General features: G+C 70.5%; 12 protein-coding genes. 11 read left to right on the forward strand and 1 reads right to left on the reverse strand.

Features of this window, described 5'->3' with window-relative positions:
* Nucleotides 1-49: 49 nt before the first annotated feature.
* Nucleotides 50-16,006 carry an ADP-ribosyltransferase gene (locus tag ACWGKS_RS06505; protein WP_452521970.1) on the reverse strand — a complete coding sequence of 5,319 codons (15,957 nt, stop codon included), beginning with the start codon at nt 16,004-16,006 and terminating at the stop codon, nt 50-52.
* A gap of 566 nt (nt 16,007-16,572) precedes the next feature.
* Between ACWGKS_RS06505 and ACWGKS_RS06510 the strand changes: the two genes are divergently transcribed.
* From ACWGKS_RS06510 to ACWGKS_RS06560, 11 genes are read left to right on the forward strand one after another with little or no spacing between them, the layout of a single operon-like run.
* Nucleotides 16,573-17,076, forward strand: a complete 504-nt coding sequence (locus ACWGKS_RS06510; protein WP_452521972.1) for a hypothetical protein — start codon at nt 16,573-16,575, stop codon at nt 17,074-17,076.
* A complete protein-coding gene (locus tag ACWGKS_RS06515) occupies nt 17,070-17,942 on the forward strand; it encodes a hypothetical protein (RefSeq protein ID WP_358508008.1) in 873 nt (290 codons plus the stop codon). Before ACWGKS_RS06510 ends, ACWGKS_RS06515 begins: the two co-directional genes overlap by 7 nt.
* 40 nt (nt 17,943-17,982) lie before the next feature.
* On the forward strand, nt 17,983-18,657 hold the full coding sequence (locus tag ACWGKS_RS06520) for an SAF domain-containing protein (protein ID WP_304073179.1): 675 nt from the start codon (nt 17,983-17,985) through the stop codon (nt 18,655-18,657).
* Entirely contained in the window at nt 18,654-19,403 is a 750-nt protein-coding gene (locus ACWGKS_RS06525; protein ID WP_452521975.1) for a hypothetical protein, read from the forward strand. The genes ACWGKS_RS06520 and ACWGKS_RS06525 overlap by 4 nt, the downstream gene beginning before the upstream one ends.
* Nucleotides 19,400-20,758, forward strand: a complete 1,359-nt coding sequence (locus tag ACWGKS_RS06530) for a CpaF family protein (protein WP_304073174.1) — start codon at nt 19,400-19,402, stop codon at nt 20,756-20,758. Before ACWGKS_RS06525 ends, ACWGKS_RS06530 begins: the two co-directional genes overlap by 4 nt.
* A complete protein-coding gene (locus ACWGKS_RS06535) occupies nt 20,746-21,603 on the forward strand; it encodes a type II secretion system F family protein (RefSeq protein WP_452454941.1) in 858 nt (285 codons plus the stop codon). The genes ACWGKS_RS06530 and ACWGKS_RS06535 overlap by 13 nt, the downstream gene beginning before the upstream one ends.
* The gene (locus ACWGKS_RS06540) at nt 21,600-22,493 is read left to right on the forward strand and encodes a type II secretion system F family protein (protein ID WP_358508014.1); all 894 of its coding nucleotides are present in this window, start codon (nt 21,600-21,602) and stop codon (nt 22,491-22,493) included. Before ACWGKS_RS06535 ends, ACWGKS_RS06540 begins: the two co-directional genes overlap by 4 nt.
* Nucleotides 22,494-22,515: 22 nt before the next feature.
* A complete protein-coding gene (locus ACWGKS_RS06545; protein WP_358508015.1) occupies nt 22,516-22,692 on the forward strand; it encodes a hypothetical protein in 177 nt (58 codons plus the stop codon).
* Between the two features lie 9 nt (nt 22,693-22,701).
* Nucleotides 22,702-23,061 carry a TadE/TadG family type IV pilus assembly protein gene (locus ACWGKS_RS06550; protein WP_190318485.1) on the forward strand — a complete coding sequence of 120 codons (360 nt, stop codon included), beginning with the start codon at nt 22,702-22,704 and terminating at the stop codon, nt 23,059-23,061.
* Entirely contained in the window at nt 23,058-23,468 is a 411-nt protein-coding gene (locus ACWGKS_RS06555) for a TadE family protein (RefSeq protein ID WP_358508017.1), read from the forward strand. The genes ACWGKS_RS06550 and ACWGKS_RS06555 overlap by 4 nt, the downstream gene beginning before the upstream one ends.
* Nucleotides 23,465-23,875: a TadE/TadG family type IV pilus assembly protein gene (locus ACWGKS_RS06560; RefSeq protein ID WP_358508019.1), complete on the forward strand. Its 411-nt coding sequence runs from the start codon at nt 23,465-23,467 to the stop codon at nt 23,873-23,875. The genes ACWGKS_RS06555 and ACWGKS_RS06560 overlap by 4 nt, the downstream gene beginning before the upstream one ends.

Here is a 23,875-nt window from a genome sequence, read left to right on the forward strand (position 1 = left end):
CGCCGGACCCCGCGGGTGCCCCGATCACCTGGGACGAAGCGTCCTACTCTCATGGCGTCGATGAGGTCGCGGATCCCGGCCCCGGCGTGACCACGACCTCGGCCTCGATGAAGAAACCGGGCAGGTCCTGGGAACCGCCCCAGCCCGCGCGTGTGACGCGGTAGGTGGTCCCTCGGGGGAGGAGGAGCTCGCGCTCTTGGGAGAACACGCTCCTGTCGCCGATCCACAGGCCGTGGGCGCCCCTGGGGAGCGTCAGGCGGATGACGTGCGCGTACTCGTTGTCGGTGTCATCGGGTAGCACGCCCCCCAACGAAGTGGACATGAAACCCGACTCGGTGTGGACGGTACCCACGAGCGAATAGGGGTCGTTCGGGTCGAACCCGCCGAGGTGGTCCAGGTCCTCCAGACCACGGACCACCTCGACCGCCGTGGGCAGCGGGCGGTCGATGGCGCTGTCGAGGATGCGCACCTGCCGCAGGACGAGCTCCGGTGTCGGATAGACGTCGCCGCTGGATCGGGCCATGTTCCCGGCCGCACCACTACGCTTGTACCAGTACTCCAGTTCGGATTCGGGGTCATCGGCCCCGAGGATGGACCGCATGAGTCTTCTCGCGCGGTCGGGGGTGCGCGCGTCGGCTTCGAGTTCGCCCAGCCTCTGGAGCGTGGGCCAGGTGAGGTCGTTGGCCTCGTAAAGATCCCAGCCCTGGTTGTCCATCGGCTCGGTCTCGACATCCTGGCGGGTGCTCTCCCGCATCGAATCCAAGTGCCGCGCGATCTGCCCGGGTGCCATGCCCTCCCGGACCACCCAGTTGACCCACCCGTCCAGGGTGTAGCCGTACACCCCGTCCTGCCGCGCCTGGTCCAGGGTGTCGTGGGCGTTGGGGTTGTTGACCGGGTCGTGCAGCCACTGTCCGTAGGCCTCGATCTCCGAGTCCGAGCGAAGCCGTCTGACCCCGTGGTCGTCGACGAACCCCATGCCGTCCCCGGAAGGCTCCGCCGGTGCGGGTGGATCCTGCCGCGAAGAGTGACCCGTGGGCACCGTGTCCGCTCCGGCCGGGAGCAGGCTCGCGGCGACTTCGGTGCCGGGTTCGGGACGTGCCTGCGGCGGGACGATCACCTCCGCGGTGATCACAAGACGGGTGTTCGTCGAGTGTGCGGCCGTGACGCGGTAAGGGGTTCCGGGCGGCAGAACGAATTCCTGGTTCGCCGGGAGCAGTCCCAAGGAACCGACCCAGAGACCACGGGTCCCCGGGGGGAGCGTGAGACGGATGGCCACCGGCAGGGAACGGCTCCTTTGGATCGGGTCCGGGTTCAGTGCGACGGCGGTGTACCCGGAGGTGGCCTGTTCCGTGCCGATCAGGGTGGCGGGGTCGTTCGGATCGAATCCCACCATGGAGTGGAGCACGGAGGGGTCGTCGAGGAGCCAGGTGGTCTCGACCGCGTCGGGGAGCGGGTGGTCGAGGAAGGTGTCGTAGGTGTCCAGGAGTTCCCGGAGCCGTTCCGCCGTGGGATACACCCCGCCGTTGGCCTCGGCCAGGGCGCCGGCCTCACCCGCGTTCTGGTACATCCGTGCGAGTGCGGCCCGAGGATCGCGGTCGTTGAGGATGAAGTGGATGAGTCGGGCGCGGCCGGGGTTGCGTTCTCGTTCCACGGGGAACAGCTCGCCCAACCGTTCGAGGGTGGGCCAGGTGAGGTTGTTGGCCTCGTACAGGTCCCACCCGATGCCGCTCCGTGGGTCGGTGGGGGCGAGACCGAATACCCGGCTCCTGCCGCGCACGGCGTCCAGCCACGCCCGAGAGGTGTTCGGATCCGCCGCGACGGGAGTGGACGCGGCGGGGAACTTGCTGAGCGCGCGGGCCAGGGACCGTTCGGCGGGTGCGAGTGCGTTGAGGGCGTGCGGATTGTGCGTGGTGTTGTGCAGTCTGTGCCCATACCACATCGCCTCGAAGGGATTGCCGAACCGCCGGACACCATCGGATCCGACCTGCCCCGAGGAGAAGGTGTCCGGACGCGGTGACACTGTCGGAACCACCTCCGCGCGCAACTCGAACCGCTGCGTTCCCGTCGCCGGGTCGTCCACCCGCCGAACCTCGGTGATGCGGTAGTCGGTGCCGCGGGCGAGGGTGAGTTCGCGTTGTTCGGGGTCGTGGCTGCGCGAGCCGATCCAGAGTCCGTGGGCCCCTTCGGGGACGTCGAGGCGCAGCAGGAAGGGGAAGGGGTCGGCATCGGTCTTGAAGGGGTCGTCGCCCAGGCTGGTCGACATGTAGCCGGGTTCGGTGTGGACGGTACCCACGAGATCGCGGGGATCCCCGCTGCCTGCCTCCCGCAAGAGGTGGTCGATGGAGTTCAGGCCCCGGCTCACTTGCACGCCTTCGGGCAAGGGGCGATCGACGGCGCCGTCGAGGAGGCCGAAGAGTTCGCGGACACGCTCCACGTGGGGATAGGCGCCGTTGTCGTGTCCGGCGATGACGCCCGCGTATCCGGCGTTGTGGTACCAGTGCCCGAGCTCGGCGGCGGGATCGCGGGCGGTGAGGATGTAGTCGATGAGGCCCCGGGTGCGCGCCGGCAGTGAGGCGGGGGAGGCCTGGATTTCGCGGAGGCGTTCGAGGGTGGGCCAGGTGAGGTTGTTGGCCTCGTACAGGTCCCAGCCGTGGGCGGTCGGTGCGGTGTCGGGGTCGGCCGCCTCCGCCCGGGATCGGTTGCGCCAATCCGTGAGCTGCCGAAGGACGTTCTGCGGAACGAAGGGCTGTACGCGGGCCATGCGGGTGATCCAGGCGGTCCTGGTGTAGGTGTCGACCATCTCCCTCTGATCCCGAGGAAGGGTGTCGAAGGCGTGCGGATTGTTGTCCGGGTCCTGGAGCCAATGGTCGTAGGAGTCCAACTGCTCGTCGGAATCGAACCTGCGGACGCCGTCCTCTCCGACGACGCCGACGTCGTCGTGGTCGATGTCCATCGTGTCGGCGTCGGAGCCGTCGTCGACGTTCATGCCGTCGTCGTCGGAGTCCGTGCCGTCCAGCCCGAGGGCCGCCGCGAGGGCGTCCTCCTCGCCCCTCGCCAGACCGGGCTCCCCGGCCTCCGTCGCGGGGGCGTCGTCATCCGTTTCCATCATGAACACGTGGACGTCGTTCGAGTCGGCAGGCGGTTCGGACCGGCCGTCTTCGTCGTTCTCCGGACGCACCGGGGGATCGTCCGACGCACCGGTCTCCGGGGACACCGGAGCCGGCTGACGGGATGGGCCGGCCCCCGGATCGGGAACCCCGCCGTGGTCCGTGTCCTCGGCGGAGACCGTGGGAGGCGTGTTCAGGGCGGACCGGAACGCCTCTACCAATGGCGATGTTTTGGGTCGCAGCCCCAGGGACCGCTCCATCTGCTCGGTGAGCGGTGCGTTGTGTGTGGTAGGGGGCTCGGGATCGGGGCGGGTGAGCGCGGCGAAGTGGGCGTGGGTGGCCGCGGCGGCGGTGGTCCAGGCGTCGACGGCGGTGTTGTAGTTCCTGAGGGCCCTCTGATAGATGGCGTTCTGGCTGTCGTAGGCGGTGCCGCCGGCGTGGCGGAGGGTGCCGAGGGCGGCCTGGAGGTCTGCCTGGGTGGCGTTCGTGGGGTTGGCGGTGTGGGCGGTGAGGGCGGTGTTGAGGGTGGCCCGGGCCTCGGGCGTGGGGTTGAGGGCGCCGAGGTCGAAGCCGGTGAAAGCGGTGTCGAGGGCCGCCTGGGTGGCGTTCGTGGGGTTGGTGGCGTGGGCGGTGAGGGCGGTGTTGAGGGTGGCCCGGGCCTCGGGCGTGGGATCGAGGGCGTCGATGAGGGCGTCGAGTGAGGCCCTGGTGCCGCTTGTGGGTGCGGCGTGGTGGGCGTTGTAAGCCTTGATATAGGTATCGGCGAGGACGGGGAGTTTGGCGCGTTCGGCGATGTAGGTGGCTTCGGCGTCGGACATGGTCGTGGCGGCGTCGAGTTCCGCGGTGATGGGGGTGTCCGCGCTGTGTGCTTGCTCGGGGGTGATGATGCCCAACCGGATGGCGTCGCTCTGGGAGATCCAGGCGCTGACCTTGTTGGTGTGGTCGGTGGTGAATTGTTGGGGGAGGTCACCGAAGGGGGTTTTGTTCGTGGTGCGGCTGCCGATGGTCCAGGTGGTGTCGAATTCGACGAGGTAGGCGGTGCCGAGCCGTTGGCGCGTCATGTCGGGGGGCGCGCCGGTGACGAGGCTGTGGGCGGCGGGTGAGCTGCTGGTGTTGTTCTGGACGGTGGCGTCGCCGGAGCCGGTGAGGATGGCACTGCGGTCGGGGTTGTCGGAGTCGACGGTGTCGCTGCCGGTGGGACGGAAGGCCACGGTCGCGGTGGTACCGCCACTTTGCGAGTGGCCGTGGGAGACGGCTTGTCCTTCGGTTTCCTTGTAGGCGAGTCGGCTGCTGGGACGGGCGGTGAGGATGCGGGAGCCGGTGAAGTCGGGGGTGGCGGCGACGCGCCACTGGGTGCGGCCGATGCGGAGGATGTCGGTGCCTTCGGGGTGGCCGAGGGTGTTGGAGAAGAGGCCTTTGAGCGCGTCGGGGTTGAGGGTGTTGTCGATGGGGGTGTAGCGGTCGTCGAGCTTGAGGCGCTCGGCGATGTGGCGGCGTGCTTCGTGGGTGTCCCGGGCGTGGTGGTCGCGAAGTTCGTTGAGTTGTTCGGGTGTGGGGTCCTCACGACCGCCCGGGGCGGTGCGTGGTTTCCATCCGAGAGAGTGGGCGATCGTGTGGATGGCGGCGTCGCGGACGTCGGGGCCATAGACCGCGGTGGGCATGATGATGGCGTCCCGGGAGGCGGGGGGAAAGCCGTCGAGTGCTCGGGTGGCGGTGGTGACGGCGTCGGCGAGGCTGTCGCCGCCCCGGGGGGTGACGATGGGTGGTGTGGGTGCGGTGTCCAGGGGGGTGGCGGGCGTGGATGTGGGGGCGCCGAACTCCAACGACGAAGCGAGATGGAACGTCTGCACGGGACCGCTGTCGGCGTGTGCGTCCACCGGGTCCTTGCCCGCCGTCTCCAACGACAGGGTGAGGGACGTGTCGTGAGTGATCCTGGCGAAGGGGCCGGACGACTCCATGACGATGCTGCGGGACTGTTTCTCCGTGTAGGAGACGTTCTCCGAGTCCGAACGGGCGGTTCCGACGCCCGCCGCGGGTGAGAGGAGGTAGGGGTGGCTGTCCGGTAGTTCACCAGGGCCGCCCTCCGGGTCGCCGTAGGGCGCGGGCTGCCACGGGGGCACGGTCACCGCGGAGGAATGGTCCTTGCCCCGCGAGTGGATCTTCGTCGTCTTCGCCTGCCAGGAGTGGCTCTCGACGGTGAAGACGGAAGAGGTGACGTAGTCGACCCGAGGGTTGGTCTTGGACAGCTCCACCAGAACCCGAGCGGGCTTTGACCGGGGGAAGAACCTCCGGAAGGTTCCTCGTGAGGGAACCACCTTGACCGAGACGGGGGGGATCATCCCGGTCGTGTTTCCCAGGCGCTGGGTCAGGGAGGCGAGGAGCCTCTCCTTGCCTCCGCGGGTCAGCTTGAGCCCTTGGTCGCGGAGCCGCTCTTCCAATCGGCGGACCGCCGCCGTCGGATCCGCCGGCCGACGCTGCTCTCCGGCGCCGTCGAAGCCGGTGCGGACGCGGATGTTGGCGGGCGGTGTCGGGTTGCGCTGGGTGGCGGGCTCCAGGGTGCCGTCGTCGGCCTGGGCGACGGCGTCGTCGATGATGCCGCCCTGTTCGGCGTCGCGGGCGGTGATGAAGCCCGAGGCGAGGTCGTTGAACCAGGCCTTCCAGCCGACGTATTTGTGGGACCACCAACCGGGGAAGTTGAGTCCGCGGTGTTTCTTGAACTCCCATGCCTGGGAGATGCTGCCCCCCATACGGAAGGTGTAGACCGTCGCCGGGTTGGTCAGCAGGAAGAGCCCCGAGGTCGAGGAGACTCCGGAGTCGAGGGTCTCCCCGCGGCGGAAGAAGTTCCAGTTGTGGGACGGCCCGCCCATGGGGGTGGGGCCCATGGCCGCGGACCGGTCGGCGCCGGATGCGGCTCCGTCCTCCTGCAGGGTGTTGCTGGTACCGCCCACGAAACCGGTGCCGCTGAGGCCGGCGGTGTAGGTCTTCGTCTTCGCGGCCCCCGCGGAGGAGGAACTCTCTCCCGTGACCGCCACCTGTGCTTCGATCGCGTGCATCCCGACGATCCGCTCAGGTCGCGCGATGGTGGCCCCGGCGGCGCGCATGTCGTTGGGAGACCGCCACGTACCGCCCATCTCGACCCGGCCCCGGTGTCCCGAGGGCAAGAAGGTGGCGGGGTCGGAGGCCAGGGAGACGGGGGAGAGGAAGTTGGTGAAGAAGTGTCTCCCGCCGATGGTGTCCAGGAACCCTCGGAGCTTGTGCTTGCGACCGTCCAACACCGGGCGCCGGTCGGTGAAGGTGTCGAAGGTCTTCTGGAGCACACCGTTGGCGGAGGCGGCGGCGTCGTCGCCCAACACGGTGAGGCCGACCTTGTCGATGGTGGCACCGTTGTCGATGGCCGCCCGTGCCCGGCGCTCGTGCACGTCCCCCGGTTCCGGAGCGGCCAGGTCCTCGGGGCGGGGGTCGATGATCGCTCGGCTCTCCTCCGCTGGGAGGAGCTCGGGAGGAGACGGTTCGTCCGCGCCTCTCCTCAGAGGGACCTCGGTCGTTTTCTTGGGGGTGATCAGGGAGTACCGGGCCTCGACAGGGCTCTCGAACAGGTTGACGTGGTTATCCGTGCGACCGGACAGGACCTGGGTGTCGTCGTAGAGACGGGCGGTGAAGCCGACCGTCCCCTCCCATCGGTCCGAGTCCCCCGGGAAGACGAACCGGTTGTTCGATTTGTAGGAGACACCGTGGGTCGCGCTACTGCGGTTGATCCTGCTCCACCTGAGGGAGGCCATGACGCCGCCCAGGAGCCGAGCCAGGCCGTGTGCGTCCGCTTCCGCCGAGCGCATCATGCCGGAGCCGAAGGACAGGGAGAGGGCGTGCGAGGAGCCCGTCCCCGATTCCGATCCCAGGGTCGTGCTCCCGCCCATGCGCACCCCGGTCTCGGCCGTGGTCGTCCCCTGGTGCGTCAAAGCGGAGAAATCGGCCTTCAGGGCCAGGGTCAGGACGTCAGGGCGCACGAGCCTCCTGTCCCGTGCCATGAGGGTGGGGTCGACGAGCGCGGATTCCCTGAGCTGGATGCGCAGACCGTCGGCGGAGGCGAGTCTGTCGCGGTTGTCGCCGTTCATGGCGTCGCGTACCGCGTTACGCACGTCGAGCGTGTTCTGGTGGGCGATGTTGTAGGAACGGCGGAGCCCCCAGCGCTCACGGAAGGACCGCTTGAAGAACGAGGTGTTCTCCTGCCCCGGCTTGAGCGCGTAGAGGCTTCGCTTACGGGACAGTTCGGGCAGGACCAGGCCTGGGTGCTCGCGGGCGATGCCCTCCAGGATGCGGTCGGTGAGCGTCTCCAACACACCGCGATCGTCGTCGGTGGTCGTCGAGGGGGTCTCCGATCCTTCGGCGGCTCGTTCTCCCTCGGGTGGGGGAACCCGGGTGAGCGAGTGGTGGTGGGTGCCGGAGAAATCCACGACGCGTTCGCCGCGCAGATGTGTGAAGGGCGGGACCCGGTCCGCTTCGGCCCCGGAGGGGGCGTCCTCGCCGGTGGCGGCGCGCTGGAGGTTCGTCGCGCTCTCCACTTGCAGGAGTTCCACGGTACGCACGTCGAACGTGTGGGCCACTTGCTCTTCCTGGAGCTCCACCGACACGGTGCGTTCGACATCGAAGGCGGTGAACTTCTCGGTGCTCGTCCCATGGTGCGCGAGGGACCGGTGGTCTCCGGAAGCAGAGACGGTTTGGGACTGTGCGGACAACGTCCGACCCCAGGTGTACTCCACGTGGGGCATGTTGAGGCGGATCGATCCGCCGGTGGGCAGGGGGACGACGATCCCCAACCCCCCTCCCACGGACGCTGTGACGTTGCTGTTGCGGCTCAGTCCGAGAGCGGTGCTCTCCTCGACGGTGTGATTCAGGAACGTCTCGCCGAACGAAGGCGTGTGTTCCTTGGCGGTGAACTTGTTCGGGGTCGAGGACAACTTCAGCATCATGTCGCCCAGGACGGGGTGCGTCACCTCGACGGTCATGGGGCCCGTGTCGAGGTGGGCGAGATACTCCTGGATGGAGTCGTTGTCGAAGAACTTCCGGATCGTCGCCTGCCACTCGCGGATCTTCGCCCGGGTGCTCTCCTTCGTCAGATTCACCATGACATCGCCCATGGCCTCGCGATGCGGGGCGTAGGAGTCGGAGACGAGGTAGTCGGCGATCCAGGAACCCAGATCGCTGTGCGGACTCGCGCCGTCCCCGCGCGGAGTGACCGAGGCGACGGAAATCGGGAGGCCGCCGATCGGCCCGTCGGGCAGGCGCGCGGGGGTGCCGCCTTCAGCGCCCTGCCCGGGACGGGTGGCGGTCAGGTCGATGCTCGCGGGGACGTCGTCCGGTCGTGCGGCGACCTCGCCCGGAAGGACCAAGGCCATGCCGTTCACGATGACACCGCTCTGGAATCCGTCGTCCCGGTTACCGGTGGGAGCCGGCGCGGGTGCGGTCTCGTCCCTTTGAGCTGCGGCGGGCGGGGAAGTGGTCCCCGCGCTCTCAGCGGGGGCCGAAGGGCTCCCGTCCTCGGAGGGGGCTTCGGGGGGAGGGGTGACCTTCACACGTACGCGCAGGTCGTTGAGGTAGACCTCGGGAGGGCCGAAGGCCATGTACTCCAGAGTGGAGCTCACCGCCACGTTACCGCCGGCCGTGCCGCTTCTCCGTCCCCCCGTGTAACCACCTCCGAGCGTCAACCACGGCCCGGCGGCGAAGCCGCCGGTAACGTCCCCCAGCAGCATCGGGCTCGCCGTGAAGCGGGCGCTGACCCCGCGGCGCGGGTCGTGGGACGAGGCGCCGCCCCTCTTGGTGGCGTGGGTGCGCTCCTCCTCGGTCCCTTCCAAGGGAGCCCCCGACTCACGGGAGAGGGCGAGGTGCCGGAAACCGTCCTGCGTGGCCGACTCCAGGGCCACCTGGATCGTCCAGGAACGGGTGTCGCTCCCCGTTTCGTCGGTGACGGTCACCGCGAAACCTTCGGAGGAGAAGAAGACGGCCATCCCCTGCGTGCGGGCGACGCTGTCGATCTGAGACGCTACGTCCGAGTGCAGCGACGTCGGCATGTCGGGCGCCTGAGCGGTGATCAGATACTCGACGACCTCGGGTACGCGTTCGGTGTAGAGCCGATCCGGGGCGATGAGCCGTGACCGGACCAGGTAGTCCAGGTCGTACGTCTTGGCGGACTCGTCCCGGGGGAGCGTGCCCGGGTACTCACGGGGATGCCGCGCCTGGTCGTGCGCTTCTTGGGCGTCGCGCCGCGCTCGGGCGGCCTCTTCCTCCGCCCGAAGAACCGCCTGCCCGGTCTGGTCGAGGACACGTTCGATGTGTTCCATGCGCTGTTCCTGGCCGGAAACCCGGCGTTCGAGTGCGCTTTGGACCGTTGCGTGTGCCTGAACCGCGGCGTTCGCCACGACCTGACGGCCCCGAGCGCCGTCGGCGATCCGCTGGATCGTACGCGCGTCTTCTTGGGCCGCGAAGAGGTCGTCGGTGTAGTTTTCGCGGAACCTCGCGAAACTGTGGCCGTCGTACCTGTCACGGGCCTCTCGGGCCACTTCTTCGGCCCGGTCCGCCGCGGCGGAGGCCGCGTGCCGGGCGGTGTCGGCAACGGCGGGGTCGTCCGTGACACGGGTCCTGACGAGTTCCGAATTCGCGTTTTGAGCGGCCGTTTCGGCACTCTCGTGGTTCCCGGCCACCTCGGTGTACAGGTCGCCGACCGCCTCAGCGGTGTAGTCCAGTGAACGAGTGTGTCTGTTGAGAGCTTCGATGGGGAGGGAGAGCGCCTCCTGGGCGGCACGCTCGGCCCTATTCACCGCCGCTTCGGCGTCGACCTCGGCGGCGGACCTGTCCTCCGGGTCGAGGCTGGGAGGCGTCACCTGGTTCGAATCCAGACGGTTCCGTGCGGGAGAACCGTCGGACGACAGCTTCGCCATCCGCTCGGCCTCCGTCAGCGCTCGCCGGACGCGTTCGATCGCCTCGCGGATGGTCTTGGCCTGGGGGATGGCATCTCGGTTGCTACGGGCGGTGGCGGCCTGTTCGAAAGCCTGGACCACATGGTCGACGGTGTCGTTGTGGCGACCATCCGCGACGGCCGTCTCGGTGAGTGCGCGGGCGTGGGCGGCATCGACGGCGGCGGTCTCCGCGTTGACCCGTGCCGTCTCCACGGCTTCGACGGCGTTCGTGGCGTTCGTATGAGCGGTGGCCGCTGTCGCCAGGGCCCGTTCGACGCCGTCGGACGTCGCTTTGTCAACGGCGGCCACGAGGGATTCCTGTCGGGTGACGGCCTCGCGCGCGGCCTTTTGCGCACTCCGCAGCTCGCGGTTCGCCCCATCCGACGCCGTACGCGCCTCTTCGGTGTGCCTCCGCGCCTGCTCACCGGCGGTCCTGGTCGCACCGGTGATCGTCTTGGTGACTTGGGCGGCCACCTGGGTCGCGCGGTCGGCTTCGTTGCGTGCGGTGGCGGCGGCCGTGACGTTCGCATCGGCGGCGTTCCGGTCTTGGGCCATGCTGGTGATCCCGGCCAGGTCCTGCGGCAGCGAAGTGGGCGCCCTACGGATAGCGTTCCGCGCGCCTGTGGCCGCGCCCGCGCTCAGTCTCGCCGCCTCGTTCGCGGCGGTGGCGATGTCCGAGGCCAGGCCGGCCGTGATGTCGATGGCCTCCGGTACGGTGCCGGCCATCGCGGAGGCCCGGGTCACGAGACCACCGAATGAGCTCCCGACCTGTTCGAGGCGGTCGAACGCCGCGGCGCGGGTGGTGGCCTCCATTCTTCGGATGTCGGGGGTCAAGTCGGCGATGTCCGTGGCCAGTCGCTGCGCCGTGAGCCGGATCTCCTCCAGGGTGGGCGCGGCGTCGCCGATCGTGGTGTCGCCTTCCGTGGTGGTCCCTTCGGCCCCGTTGTTCTCACCGCTTCCGCCGGCCGTGTTGTCTCCTCCGGCCTCAGCGGTCTCACCGGGCCCACCGCTCCCGTCGGTCAGTCCCATACCGTGCGCGAGGGCGTCGGGGTCGGAGAGCGACGTGGCGCCGGCGTCCGGAGCCTGCACGCTTCCCTCGACCGGGGTCACCGCCATGACGGTCACCTCATCGGAGGATTCGGTGGCCGTGTGGGGGTCCGAGCCGTGCCCGGCAGGGATGATCCGGGCGTGGAGGAGGTTCCCTCGGCCCCAGGGTTCGGTGGAGGTGATCTGGTAGGTGGTGTCGCGGGCGAGGATGAGCTCGCGTTCGTAGGGATGCAGGCTTCGGTCGCCCACCCACAGGCCTTGGGTGCCCTGGGGGAGGGTGAAGTGGATGAGGTCGGTGGGGGACCCTCCGGCCGCGCCGGGGCGGTCGCCCAGGGACAGGGACATGTAGCCGGGGTCGGTGTAGGTGTTGCCGACCAGGGAGGCGGGATCGCGGGTACCGCCGGGGCCCAGGTGTTCGAAGCCGTACACGCCCCGCACCGCTTCGACCCCTTCGGGCAGAGGGTGCCGGGTGGCCTGGTCCAGGCGTTCGATGATGTCCAGGACGTCTTGTGCGTCGGGGTAGTAGCCGTTCCCCCTCTTGTCGGGGAGTGTTTCGGCGATCCGGCCGGCGCTGCCCGCGCGGGCGCGAAGGCCGTCCATGGCCGCGGAGGGGTAGGGGGAGTCGAGGACTTCCCTGACGACCCTTTCCTGTTCGGGGGTGAGCACTCCGGCGTCGAGTCGGGGACGCAGGACCCGAAGGTCCGGCCAGCGGCCGTTGCCGATTTCGTAGAGCCGCCATCCGGGGTGGTTTTGGCTCTCCTGGCGTCGCCGGTCGAGTTCGGCCTGCACGGTTTCTTCGTTCAGTGGCCGTAGCCGGGAGAATTCGGCGATCCAGCTTTCGGCGGTGTAGGCCTGGATGTACCTGCGGGTTCGAGTGGGAAGGGCGTCGTGGGTGTTGGGGTTGAAGGCCGGGTCGTGGAGGCGATCGCCGTATTCGAGGAGACCGACCTCGCCGGGGAAGCGGCGGATTCCGGTGGAGTCCTCACCCGGGCCCTCCGCGTCCTCGGTGTCCTGGGTCATGACGTTGACGGTCAGTTCGGGGCCGGGTTCTTCCGCGAGGGCGTTCTCACGGTTCGGCGTGCTCGACGCGGTGGTGTCTTCGTCTCCGGTGCTCGCGGTCTCCTCAGACGCGTTCGTCGTGTCCACGGCCTCCGTTGACGGTATGGTGCCAACGGTGGCCGACGTGTCCCTCGAAGTGCCCGAGGGCGGGTTCCGGTCGGCCGGGTCCCGCATGGCGTTGACGACGTAGTCCGTGTTGAGTCGGCCGCCGGGGAGCCAGAGCCGGGCCCGGATCGGGTCGTCCCGGTCCTGGAGGTTGCGGCCGATCCCGCGGACCAGGCCAAGGGCGTCGTCGAGCCGGCGGGGCGGTAGGTCCTCCCCGCTCAGGGGCACCTTGCGGTTGGACGGGTCCGAGAGCACGTACATCATGGCCAACGCGAGTTGTCGCGCCTGGCGGTCGGAGGGGTTCTCCGCGGATCCGTCGTCCGCCCGGTGGACCAGCAATCGCTGGACTTCGGCCCCCAGGGCCCACGCCCGGCGGGTGTCCCCGGCCATGAGGGATCGGGTGATCCGGGGAAGACGGTCGAGGGCCTCTGCCGCCCGTGCTCCGGGACGCGAGGTCGGAGCCGAGGCCTGTGCGTCGGCGGTCCGGGAGGGGCTCGGCCCCGCGTGCGCCGCGCTGTCGACGCTTTGCGTGGGGACGGGGTCTTCTCCGGTGAGGTCCACGCTCGGGCTCGTCGTGGTGGCCGGTGTGTTCTCGCCCGAGGGCGGCGGGACCTGAGCGACGCGGCGGACCTCACCCGTGTCGAGTCGGCCGCCGGGCAGCCAGAGCCGGGCCCGGACCGGTTCGTCCCGGTCTCGGAGGTTGCGGTCGATCCCGCGGATGAGTGCGCCGGCGTCCTCGGCCTTCTCCGCGGAGAAGGCCCGCTGGTCGACGGGGACCCGCCGGTCCGTCGGGTCGGAGAGGGTGAACACCAGCCCCAGGGCGAGGTGCCGGGCCCTCTGGACGGAGGGATTCTGCGGGGCGCCGTCGGTGGGTCGGGGGGAGAGCAGGCGCTGGATGTCGGCCCCGACGGCCCGCGCCTGTGCGAGGTCTCCGTCGTCGAGGTGTCGGGTGAGCCGGTCCAGATGGTCGAGGGCCTCCTCGGCACGCGCCATCGCCGGAGGGAGGGGGGTGGTGTCCCCGTTCGCCGGGGGTGGGACGTCCGGGCCGACGTCGAGCACGGGGAACACGGTCGTTCGATTCGCGGCGAACGCGTCGGGGGTACCGAGCGGGTCCGTGGACTTTCCGGGCACGTACCCGGACTCGGCGCCGTCCTTCCCCGTGTCCGGAGCCTTCGTGTCGGAGACCTCGGTGGTGACACTCATGGTGTCGGAGACCTCGTCGTCGAACACGGACGAGACGTCCGAGACCTCGTCGTCGGTGTCGTACGAGGAGTCGTGGTCCGCTCCGGTGGGGTTGAGCAGAGCGTCGAACGAGAAGGAGGTCGCGCTCACGTCGGCTTCGGTGTTCGGCACATCGGTCTCGTGTACCGGCCGTGGCGCGGGTCCGGGTTCGGGCGCGGTCTCCGCCGGCCTGTCGGCTCCACCGGGTGAGGGCCGGGCGGAGGAGCCGTCGGCGGAGGCCGTCCCGCTCTCCGTGCGCACATCCGCCGGGGTCCGGCCGTGGGACGGAACCGGACCCTCGTCGGAGACGGGAACGTCGTCTGGGGTGGGGCCGCTCTCGGTCGCGGGTGGAGTGCGGCCGTCCACCGACGGCTCCTGCCGGGTCTGTGTCGATCCTTGAGGATCGGAGGCGGATCGCCGCCCCTGTTCCCCGGTGCTGCGCTCGGGGCGGCCACCGTCCGGCGCGGGGCCGGGAGCGCCGCGGTCCGCCGCGACGGGTCCGGACGCGACCGGCGGAGCCGACGCGGCCACCGGTGTCTGCGAGGTCCGCCCGTCCGTCGATCCCGTCGATTCGGGGAAGGCGTCGTCTGGGTGGGGACGCTCCTGCGTCTCGCTCAAGGGCGCGGGTCCCGTGTTCGGTCGGGAGGCACCCGTGTCGTCGGACACGGGAGGGTCCGTCGCCCGGGCCTCGGACGCTTCGGGGCGGGTGTCAGGCCGCTCGACGGTCGGCTCGGGTGCGTTCTCGCCGGTGGCGGCGTCGACGTCCCTGGACACGGTGTCGTCCCCGTCCTGCGACGCGGGGTCCCGCGTGTCCGTGGGTCGAGCATGCGAAGCGGCCTCGGGGTCGAGGGCCGGAGCGGAGCGGTCGTCGGTCTCAGGAGGGGCGGGGGTGTCCGTCGATGGATCGGACGAGGGGTTCGTCCGTTCCTCCGAGCCGGAGGAGGGGGCGGTCGGGGGAACTTCCCGGTTCGCGGAACCCGCGTCCGCCTCGGGGGTCGGCTCTGGTTCCGGGGGAGGGGGCAGGTCAGGGGCGAGGATGGTGCCGTCCGGGCCCTTGAGGGCGTCGATCCCGACCAACGTGGAGTCGGTGGTGATCTGCTGGCCCGGGTTCATGATGGCACCCGAGGTGGCGGACCAGGGGGTCACGGTGAACCCCTGGCCGTTGGCCGCGTTACCCAGCCCCTCACCGAGGGTGCCCTCCACGGCCCCGCTTCCCGCCCCGATACCGAGCTGTTTCAAGTACTGCAGGAAACCGCCCGTGCTCTGCCGGAGCGAACCGAACAGGTTCTGCGGCACGTCGACCAGGTGGTCGCGCAGGTGCGCCGGCAGCCGGTCGCCGAGTGTCTTGGAGAGTTGGGAACCCAGATCCGGGTCGCTCCAGGAGCGGGCCAGCGTATTCGCGTAGTCGTCACCCAACCGCCTTGCCTGGTCGGCCCCCATGCTCCCACCGAACGTCCGCTGGAACAGGTCCGCCATGTCGTCGCGGAACGCCGTCCGAGAGGCGGTGTTGTCCCACGCACGGGCGCCGGGGGGCGAGTTGGGGTGGAACGGGACCAGCATCTCGTCCTGCTGGCGGGCGAAGACGTCGGCGAGGTCGTTGTTGAGCGTGCCGGGCCCCGGACTCGGCACGGGTGAGGGGTCGGGCTCGGGGCGCGGTGTCGGGGGTGCGTCCGGGTCGACCTTGGGCGGAGGGACGGGGTCGAGCGGGAGGTCGTTCTTGATCGGAGCGGGGACCGGGTCGGGTACGGGAGCACCCTTGATCGGAGTGGGCAGGGGGTCCGGCAGCGCGCGCAGGTCGTCGATGTTCCTGACGAAGACCTCGGTGAAGCCGTTCTTGAAGTACGCTCCGAGGCCTCCGGAGATCCCCGCCGAGATGAGGCCCTCGATCACGGCCCCCACGTGCGCCTCGCGTTGGAGGTCCTTGTCGAACTCGTCCCGCTCGCCGTTGGCGATCTGGACGCGCTGGATCAACTCGCCGAAGCTCGCGAAGACGTGGCTGACGATCTGGTGGCTGGGTACGGTGAACGCCAACCATGCGAGGAGCCGTCTGATCGCCAGACTCCGGATCGCCTTGAAGACGGGGATCCATGACAAGGACGCGCCGAAGGTGAACTTGGCCGTCGCGATGGCCCAGGCGATCTCGGCGATGAGCTGGGCAAGCTGCACCCAGACCATCGACACCATGTAGTCGACGTTGGCCGCCGCCTTGCGCAGTTCCCCCGAGAGCATCCGGCTGGTGCTCGCGGCCTTGCCGATGTAGTCCTTGTCCCCGCTGGTGAAGGCGGCCAGGGATCGGTCGTAGTGGTCGGAGGCCGCGCCGCCGAAGTTGCGCCTTACCCGGGACCGGGTCGTGTCCATGACGTCGACGAGCTCGCCGGTCAGCTGGCCGGAGAGACGGTCGTAGACCTCCGATACCGCACGCATGCTCGCGGGGCTGGCGCGCGGCAGGTCGATGCCCAGGATGACCTTGACGGCGTTGTGCGCCGACTTGCTCATGTCGCGAGGGTCGAAATTCATACCCGACTCCCCCTGACGCCACGTGACTCTGAAGCGACGGTAACGGTAGCACCACGGGAAGGTGAGGTAGGGGCGGGGTCTCACGGGCCTCCCGTTCTCGTCTCGTCACATGAGCATGACGTCGCGGAGGGTTCGCGCGTGGCGCGGTGAAGGGGGCGGCGTGTTCGGTGTCACTCTCCGATGCGCGGACCGTCGCTCGGAGTACCGCCGTCCGAAGGAGCGGCGCGGACCGCGGTGCGCGTGTGATTTCTTGTGCCGAAGCCCCGATGATGTGGGGTTATGTCTGCCGGATGGCATGTTTCGGAACCGATCGGACCGGATGATGGAGGTCGCCCTCTCCACGCCGTGGCAGGTTTCGGCTCCCCATGACATCCGTTTTGTTGCGTGTTTTTCACCTGCTGGAGGGTTGTTGGGTTTCGCGTGGGCCGTCTAGGCTCACGGCTGACACAAGCAACAAAACACACGGAAAACCACATTCTGTCTGTTTCGCCGCTTCCGCTCCTGTTCCACGGGCGGAGCTCGCCCCCGCCCCGGCACGCGGAGTACATGGAAGGGACCAGGCCGCAATGACTTCCGGCTTTCCCCGTGCGACGGTCTTCTCCGCCGTTCTCCTCCTCTGCCTCACCGGTTGCGCGAACGGCGCCCCGGAGACTGATGAAGCCCCCGACGCCGCACCCTCCGCCGCCGCCTCCTCCTCCGGAGACGAGGAGGTGGCCCTGGCCGCCTACACCGGGATGTGGGACGCCGTGGTGGCGGCCTCCCACGGGGACGAGGAGGCCTCGCGCGCCCTCGACGACCACGCAGTCGGAAGCGCGCGCGAACTCATGCGCACGGCTCTGGCCGAGGCGGCCGCCGGCGGCGAGACCGAGGGGGAACCCGCCTTGGACCCCACCATCGACATCGAGGGCCCCGAACGCGCGGTGGTCGACGACTGCGTCGACGACTCCGCCTGGGGAACCGGCGGGACCGGGGGAACGGCGGGGCCACGACGCGTGGACGCCACGCTCATTCACGACGGACTCGCCTGGCGCGTGTCCGAACTGCGCATCTGGGAGGCCGGATCATGTTGAGACCACTACCCCCCGCGGCGGCCACGGCCGCCGCCGTGCTGGTGCTCGCCACCGTGAGCGCCGCATCACCCGCACACGCCGACGACGGCTCCTTCCTCGGCAGTGTCGAGTGCGGGAGCTCCGGCGGCAACGGCTGCCAGATCCGGTTGCAGTGGCTGCTGGAACACGGTGGGGTCCCGGGCACACCCGGATCCGGCGGGACCGGCGGCGCCGACGCCGGCACCGGAGCGAGCGAATACGACCACGTCGATTGGGACGCCATCGACTGGAACGACATCGGCGTCGACTGGGAGAACGACATCGACTGGGGCGCCATGGACTGGGACGCCATCTTCGCCGACCCGGAAGAGGGCGAGGAGGGCACCGACCCCTTCGCGACGCTGGAGGAGGCCATGGCCTCCTTCGAACTCCCCGAACCGACGATCGCCACCTCCCCGGGCACCGACTCCCTGATCCTGGTCAACGCGCCGCTGTGGCTGTGGGTCGAACCCGAGGGGTGGGACGCCGAATCCGTCTCCGCCGAACTCGACTCCACGTCCCTGACCGTGACGGCGGCCCCCGTGCGCACCGTCTGGAGCATGGGCGACGGCACCACCGTGGAGTGCGAGGGCCCCGGCACGCCGTTCGACGCGTCGGTGCACGAGGCCGACTCCGCGTCTCCGGACTGCGGGCACGTCTACACCTCCGCCTCCGACACCTCCGACGCGAAGGGCGAGGCCACCCGAACGGTCACCGTCCACGTGCTCTGGGACACCGAGTGGAGCCTCTCCAACGGTGACAGCGGCGCTCTGGACGGACTCGTCAGCACCTCCGAGGTCGACCTCACCGTCCGTGAATCCCACGGACTGGTCACGGACACCCAGTGACCACGGACACCTGGTAACACCGAGAAGAACTGAGACAGACGTGGTCGAGACGACGACGGCCCCGCCCCTCCGGGCGGGGCGCCCCGCGCAACAACCCCCCACCGTACGGCTCTCCGGCGGAGGCCCCAAGCGCTGGCGCTGGCTGGTCCTGGCGCTGACCCTGACGACGGCGGGCGCGCTCGGCGGGGTCCTCGCCCTGGAACGCCTCGACGACCGGACCGGGGTCGTGGTCGCCGACGAGGATCTGTCCGCCGGCCACGTCCTCACCCTTTCCGACCTGCGCGTATCCGAGATGACCATCTCCTCCGACATCTCCTTCGTGGACGCCGGACGCATGGAGGAGATCGTCGGGCAGACCCTCACCCTGCCCGTGGTCGAAGGAGGTGTCGTCCCCGAGGCCGGGCTCGGAAGTGACGCGGAGTTCCCCGAGGCCGACCGGGCCCTGGTCGGCGCCACCCTCCAGCCCGGGCGTTTCCCCGCATCCCTGGGCGCGGGCGCCAACGTCTCGGTGATCGTCGGTGGCGGCGAGGAGACCGAGGAGGGCGCACCTCAGGCCTACCTCGCCCTGGTGCGCACCCTCACCCCCGACCCCGGGGTCGAGGGCGCCGTCAACGCCGAACTGCTGGTCTCCTCCGCCGACGCCGCGCGCATCGCCGACGCGGCGGCGGCCGGGCGGATCAGCCTCGTCCAGGTCCACCCGCGCGGAGGGCAATGATGACCCGCACGGTCGCCCTCTTCTCCCTGGGCGGATCCCCGGGCGTGACCAGCGTGGGCATGGCCCTGGCCGGGGCCTGGCCGGGGGAGGAGCCCGGGATCCTGATGGAAGCCGACCCCGCCGGTGGCGCGCTCTCCGTCTGGCGGCGCGTCCCCACCGAACCCGGACTCACCAGTCTCGCCGCCGCCCTACGCCGGGGCAGCGCCGACCTGGAGGAACACACCCAGACCCTGCCCGGCGGCCTGCGGGTCTGCCCGGCGCCGGTGACCGGCGAACCGGCCGAGGGCGCGGTGCGTCTGCTGGGCCGTCAACCGCTGTCGTTCTCCACCATGGCCGCGCCGGTCGTCGTCGTGGACCTGGGGCGCCTGACCACCTCCTCCCCGGCCCACGCCCTCGCCGCGCGGGCCGACCACACCGTGCTCGTGGTCTCCGAAGGGCTCACCGAACTGCGTCGCGCCCGTGAGCACCTGCTCTCGCCGACCTTCCCCGTCCGCGACCTGCGCGTGGTCGTCTCGGGTGGCAGGGGCGGCGTGGGCGAGATCGCGGACGCCCTCGGCCCGGCCGTGTGGGGACGCGTCCCCGCCGATGACCGCTCGGCCCGGTTCCTACGGGGTGAGGGCGACCTCGCCCGTCCTCGGCGCCGCCCCCTGTTCAAGGCGGTCGGCGCCCTGGCGACGGAACTCGACGCCACCGAACCGGAGCAGCCGTCGCCTTCCGTGCCGCGGGCACCGGAGGTGACGGTATGAGCCACCCCGACGACATCGGCGTGTCCGACCTCGATCGTTTCCTCGACCCGGAGGCCGGCCGGAACGAGGCCCGATGGGTCGCCTACGTGTCCGCCGAGACCGCCAGGCGCATCACCGACGAGACACGCGGCGAGGACCCCGACACCCCGGCCGAGCACCGCGCCCGAGCCGACCGGATCATCGCCAACATCCTCGACGAGGAGGCCCGCGCGGCCCTGGCCCGGGGCCGCGCACTGCTGGCCCCCGAGACCGAGTCGGCCATCGCCGCCGCCTCGCTCGCCCAGGTCACCGGGGTGGGACCCCTCCAGCCCCTGCTCGACGACCCCGAGATCGAGAACATCAACATCAACGGTGTGGACGCCTGGGTGCGCCTCGCCGACGGCACCCGACGCCTGCACGCGAACCTGTTCGACGACGTCGAGGACGTCGTGGTCCTGGTCCGCCGACTGGCCGCCGAGTCCGCCAGCGGCGAACGCCGCTTCGACCCGGGCGCGCCCATCCTCGACCTCCAACTCCCGGGCGGCGAGCGCCTCAACGCGGTCATGGCGGTCTCCCGGCAGCCGTCGGTGTCGATCCGCCGGCACCGGCACACGCATTCGTCGCTGCGCCGACTGGAGAAACTCGGCACCCTCGACCCGGCACTGGTCTCCCTGTTCCGGGCCGCCGTCGCCGCGCGCCGCAACATGGTCGTCACCGGGGGCACCGGCGCGGGCAAGACGACACTGCTGCGCGCCCTCGCCTCGGAGATCGAGCCGACCGAACGCCTGGTCACCATCGAGGACGTCTTCGAACTGGGCCTGGACAAGGACCGCGAGGCCCACCCGGACTGCGTGGCGCTGCAGTCCCGCCCCGCCAACATCGAGGGCGTCGGCGAGATCACCATCGCCGACCTGGTCCGCACCGCGCTGCGCATGTCACCCGACCGCGTCATCGTCGGAGAGACGCGGGGCAGCGAGACCGTCCCCCTGCTCAACGCCATGAGCCAGGGCAACGACGGCAGCCTCACCACGCTGCACGCGGCCGGCTCCGCGGGCGCCTTCACCAAACTGGGCGCCTACGCCGCCCAGTCCGCCGAACGTCTGCCATTGGAGGCCACCGCCTCCCTGGTGGCGTCGGCGGTGCACCTGGTCGTGCACGTGTCGGCCCTGCCCACCGGCGAACGCAGGGTCACCAGCGTCCGCGAGGTCGTGGGCGCGGAGGGGCAGAACGTGGTCTCCAACGAGATCTACCGCTACTCCTCGCGCCAGGGCCGCCTGGACGCCGCCCCGCCCAGCCCCGACACCCTCGACGTGCTCGTGGACCACGGCTTCGACCCCCAGACCCTGCTCGCGCGGACGGCGGGGTGGGGCCGGTGAACACGCTCCTGCTCGCCACCGCCGGCGGCGTCGTCGGCCTCGGTGTGTTCCTGCTGTGCTTCTGGGCGGCTCCACTCCTGGCCGAGCGTGCCCGTGACCGCAGACCCCTTCGGCTCCCGCGCCCGGGCAAGGTCGTCTTCGCGGTCGCCGCCGGGGTGGGCGCCTGGTTCCTCACCGGCTGGCCCGTGGCCGGGGTGCTGGCCGCCGCCGGGCTCTGGTGGGCCCCGCGACTCTTCGGTGGCGACGCCGAACACAAGGAACAGGTCGAAGGGGTCGAGGCGGTCGCCGCCTGGACCGAGATGCTCCGCGACCTCATGGCCGGCTCCTCGGGCCTGCACCAGGCGATCGCGGCCACCGCGCCCATCGCCCCCGAACCACTGCGCGAGGCCGTCCACCGGCTCGCCGACGACATGCGCGGCGGCCGTGAACCCCAGGAGGCGCTGCACGTCTTCGCCGAGACCGTGGACAACCCCACCGGTGACCTGGTCGCCTCGGCCCTGTCCATGTCGGCCACCCGCCACGCCACCGACCTGGGCGTCCTGCTCGGAGCGCTGGCCGAGTCCGCCCGCGACCAGGCGGCGATGCTGGTCAAGGTGTCCGCGAGCCGGGCGCGGCTGCGCACCTCATCGCGCATCATCATGGGCGCCACGCTCGGGATGGGGGCGTTCCTGCTCCTGTTCAACCCCGAGTACCTCGCGCCGTTCGACGGGTTCCTCGGCCAGACGGTACTGGCGGGCATCGGTGCCCTGTGGGCCACCGCCGTGGTGTGGATGACGCGGATGTCCCGCTTCTCCCTCGGCCCGCGCGTCCTCGCCCCCGACCCGGCCAAGGAGGCCGCCCTGTGAACCCCGTGACCGCGGCGGCCCTGGCGGGCGCCGCACTGGGCCTGGCGCTGTGGGCGCTGGCGGCGGCCCGCTGGGCCCGGCCGAGCCTGGCCGAACGTCTGAGCGACCCCGAACCGACCCCCGTGGAAAGACCACGTCGACACGAGGACGGGTTCCTCTCCCGAATCGGTCGAGTGGGCGTCCCCCTGCTGCGGGCGGCGGGACTCCCCGGCCCCCGGGCCGTACGGAATCTGCGCGTGTGCGACCGGGCTGCGGGCGGCTACCTCGCGGAGAAGGTGTCCGGGGTCGTGGTGGGCCTGGTCTTCCCCCCGCTGGTCGGCATGCTCCTGGCCTCCTTCGGCGTACTGCCCCCGACCTTCGTCTCCCTGCTGTCGTGGGCCGGCTTCCTCGTGCTCATGTGGTTCGCCCCGGACCTGTCCCTCAACGACGAGGCGACCAAGCGCCGAGAGGAGATGCGCCGCACCCTGTCGGGCTTCGCCGACCTGGTGGTGGTCTCCCTCGCCGGGGGCGCCGGGGTCAGCGGAGCCCTCACCGACGCCTCCGCGCACGGCGGGGGATGGGCGATGACCGCCATTCGCGACGCACTACGGGAAGCGTCCCTCACCCGGACCCCGGCCTGGCGGATCCTGCGCGACCTCGGGGAACGGTACGACACCCCCGAGTTCGCCGAACTGTCGGCGAGCCTGCACCTGGCCGGCGCCGACGGCGCCCGGGTGCGCGGCTCCCTGGCGGCCAAGGCCAAGACCCTGCGCGTGCAGTTCCTCGCCGAGATGGAGGCCACCGCCCAGTCCGCGACCGAACGGATGAGCCTGCCCGTCGTCCTGCTGTTCACCGGGTTCCTGGTCCTGCTGGGATACCCGGCCATGAGCCTCATCCTCTTCCAAACCTGACCCGCTCACCTGGAGAAGCACCATGCAAGACCTGTACGTCCGCATCCTCGCCGCGCTGACCCCGCCCAAGGACGACGGTGGCTACTCGACCGAGACCGTCATCATCACCGCGGTGCTCGTCGGTATCGCCCTCGCCGCGGTCGCTGCCATCGGCAAGGTCGCCACCGAGCAGATCGCCCTCATCGGCGGCGGCGAGTAGGAGCCACCGTTGCGTCAGTACGAAGACGACCGAGGCAGCGCCGAGCTGGCGATCGCCGCCCCCGCGCTCCTGCTCCTGGTGATGCTGGTCGTCCAGGCCGCCCTGTGGACGCACGGCGAACACGTCGCGGCCGACCTCGCGCGGCGCACCGCCGAACAGGCGCGCACCGTGGAAGGGGCCGCGACGGCGGCCCCGGCCGCCGGAACGGTCCTACGGGACGTCGACGTCTCCGTCGATCGCGGCACAGAGGAGGTCAGAGTCACCGTGACCGGTACCGTCCCCAGCCTCGTACCGGGGGCGACCTGGTCTGTGGAACACGTGTCGGTCGCCCCTGTCGAACGCTTCGTCCCCGGAGGTGCCACACCGTGAGGAACCGTGACCGGGGCTCCGCGTCGGTGGAACTCGCCATCGTCACACCCGCCCTGCTGCTCTTCGCGATGCTGATGATCTTCGCCGGGCGCACCGTCGACGCGGGCACCACCGTCGACGAGGTCGCCCACGCCGCCGCCCGAGCGGCCTCCCTGGAACGCACCCCCGGGGAGGCCTCGGCGGTGGCGACCACCATCGCATCCGCGACGCTTCGGGAACAGGGGTTGGCCTGCTCCGACCACGCGACCAACGTCGACCACGGTGGTCTCGCCGCCGGTGGGGCTGTCTCGGTGACCGTGACCTGCACGGTGAGCTTCTCCGACCTGCTCGGGGTCGCCTTCCCCGGCAGCCGCAGCATCGAGGGCGACGCCACCGTCGCTATCGACACCTTCCGGGGGACCCCATGAACACCGCCACGACGCGGGACGACCGCGGCCAGGTGAGCGCCTTCGTCGTGATCATGGCGCTCGCCTTCCTCCTGTGCCTCGGACTCGTCTACGAAGGCGGGGAACTGCTCCAGACCCGCCGCCAGACCGCGACGCTGGCCCAGGAGGCAGCCCGCGTGGGCGCCCAACAACTCGATTGGGAGACCTACCGGGAGGGCGCCGAGGAGGTACCGCTGGACGCCGCCGCGGCGGCCTCGGCGGCCCAGGCCTTCCTCGGCTCCGCCGGAGCCGACGGCACCGTCAACGTCAGCGGCGACACCGTGACCGTGACCTGCGCCTTGCCCTACTCGTTCAGTCTGCTCCCCGCCGGCTCGACCACCGTCGAGACCACGGCCACCGCACGCCCCCACACGCAGTCCACCCCTTGA

This window comes from Nocardiopsis sp. NPDC055879 (genome assembly GCF_053615935.1).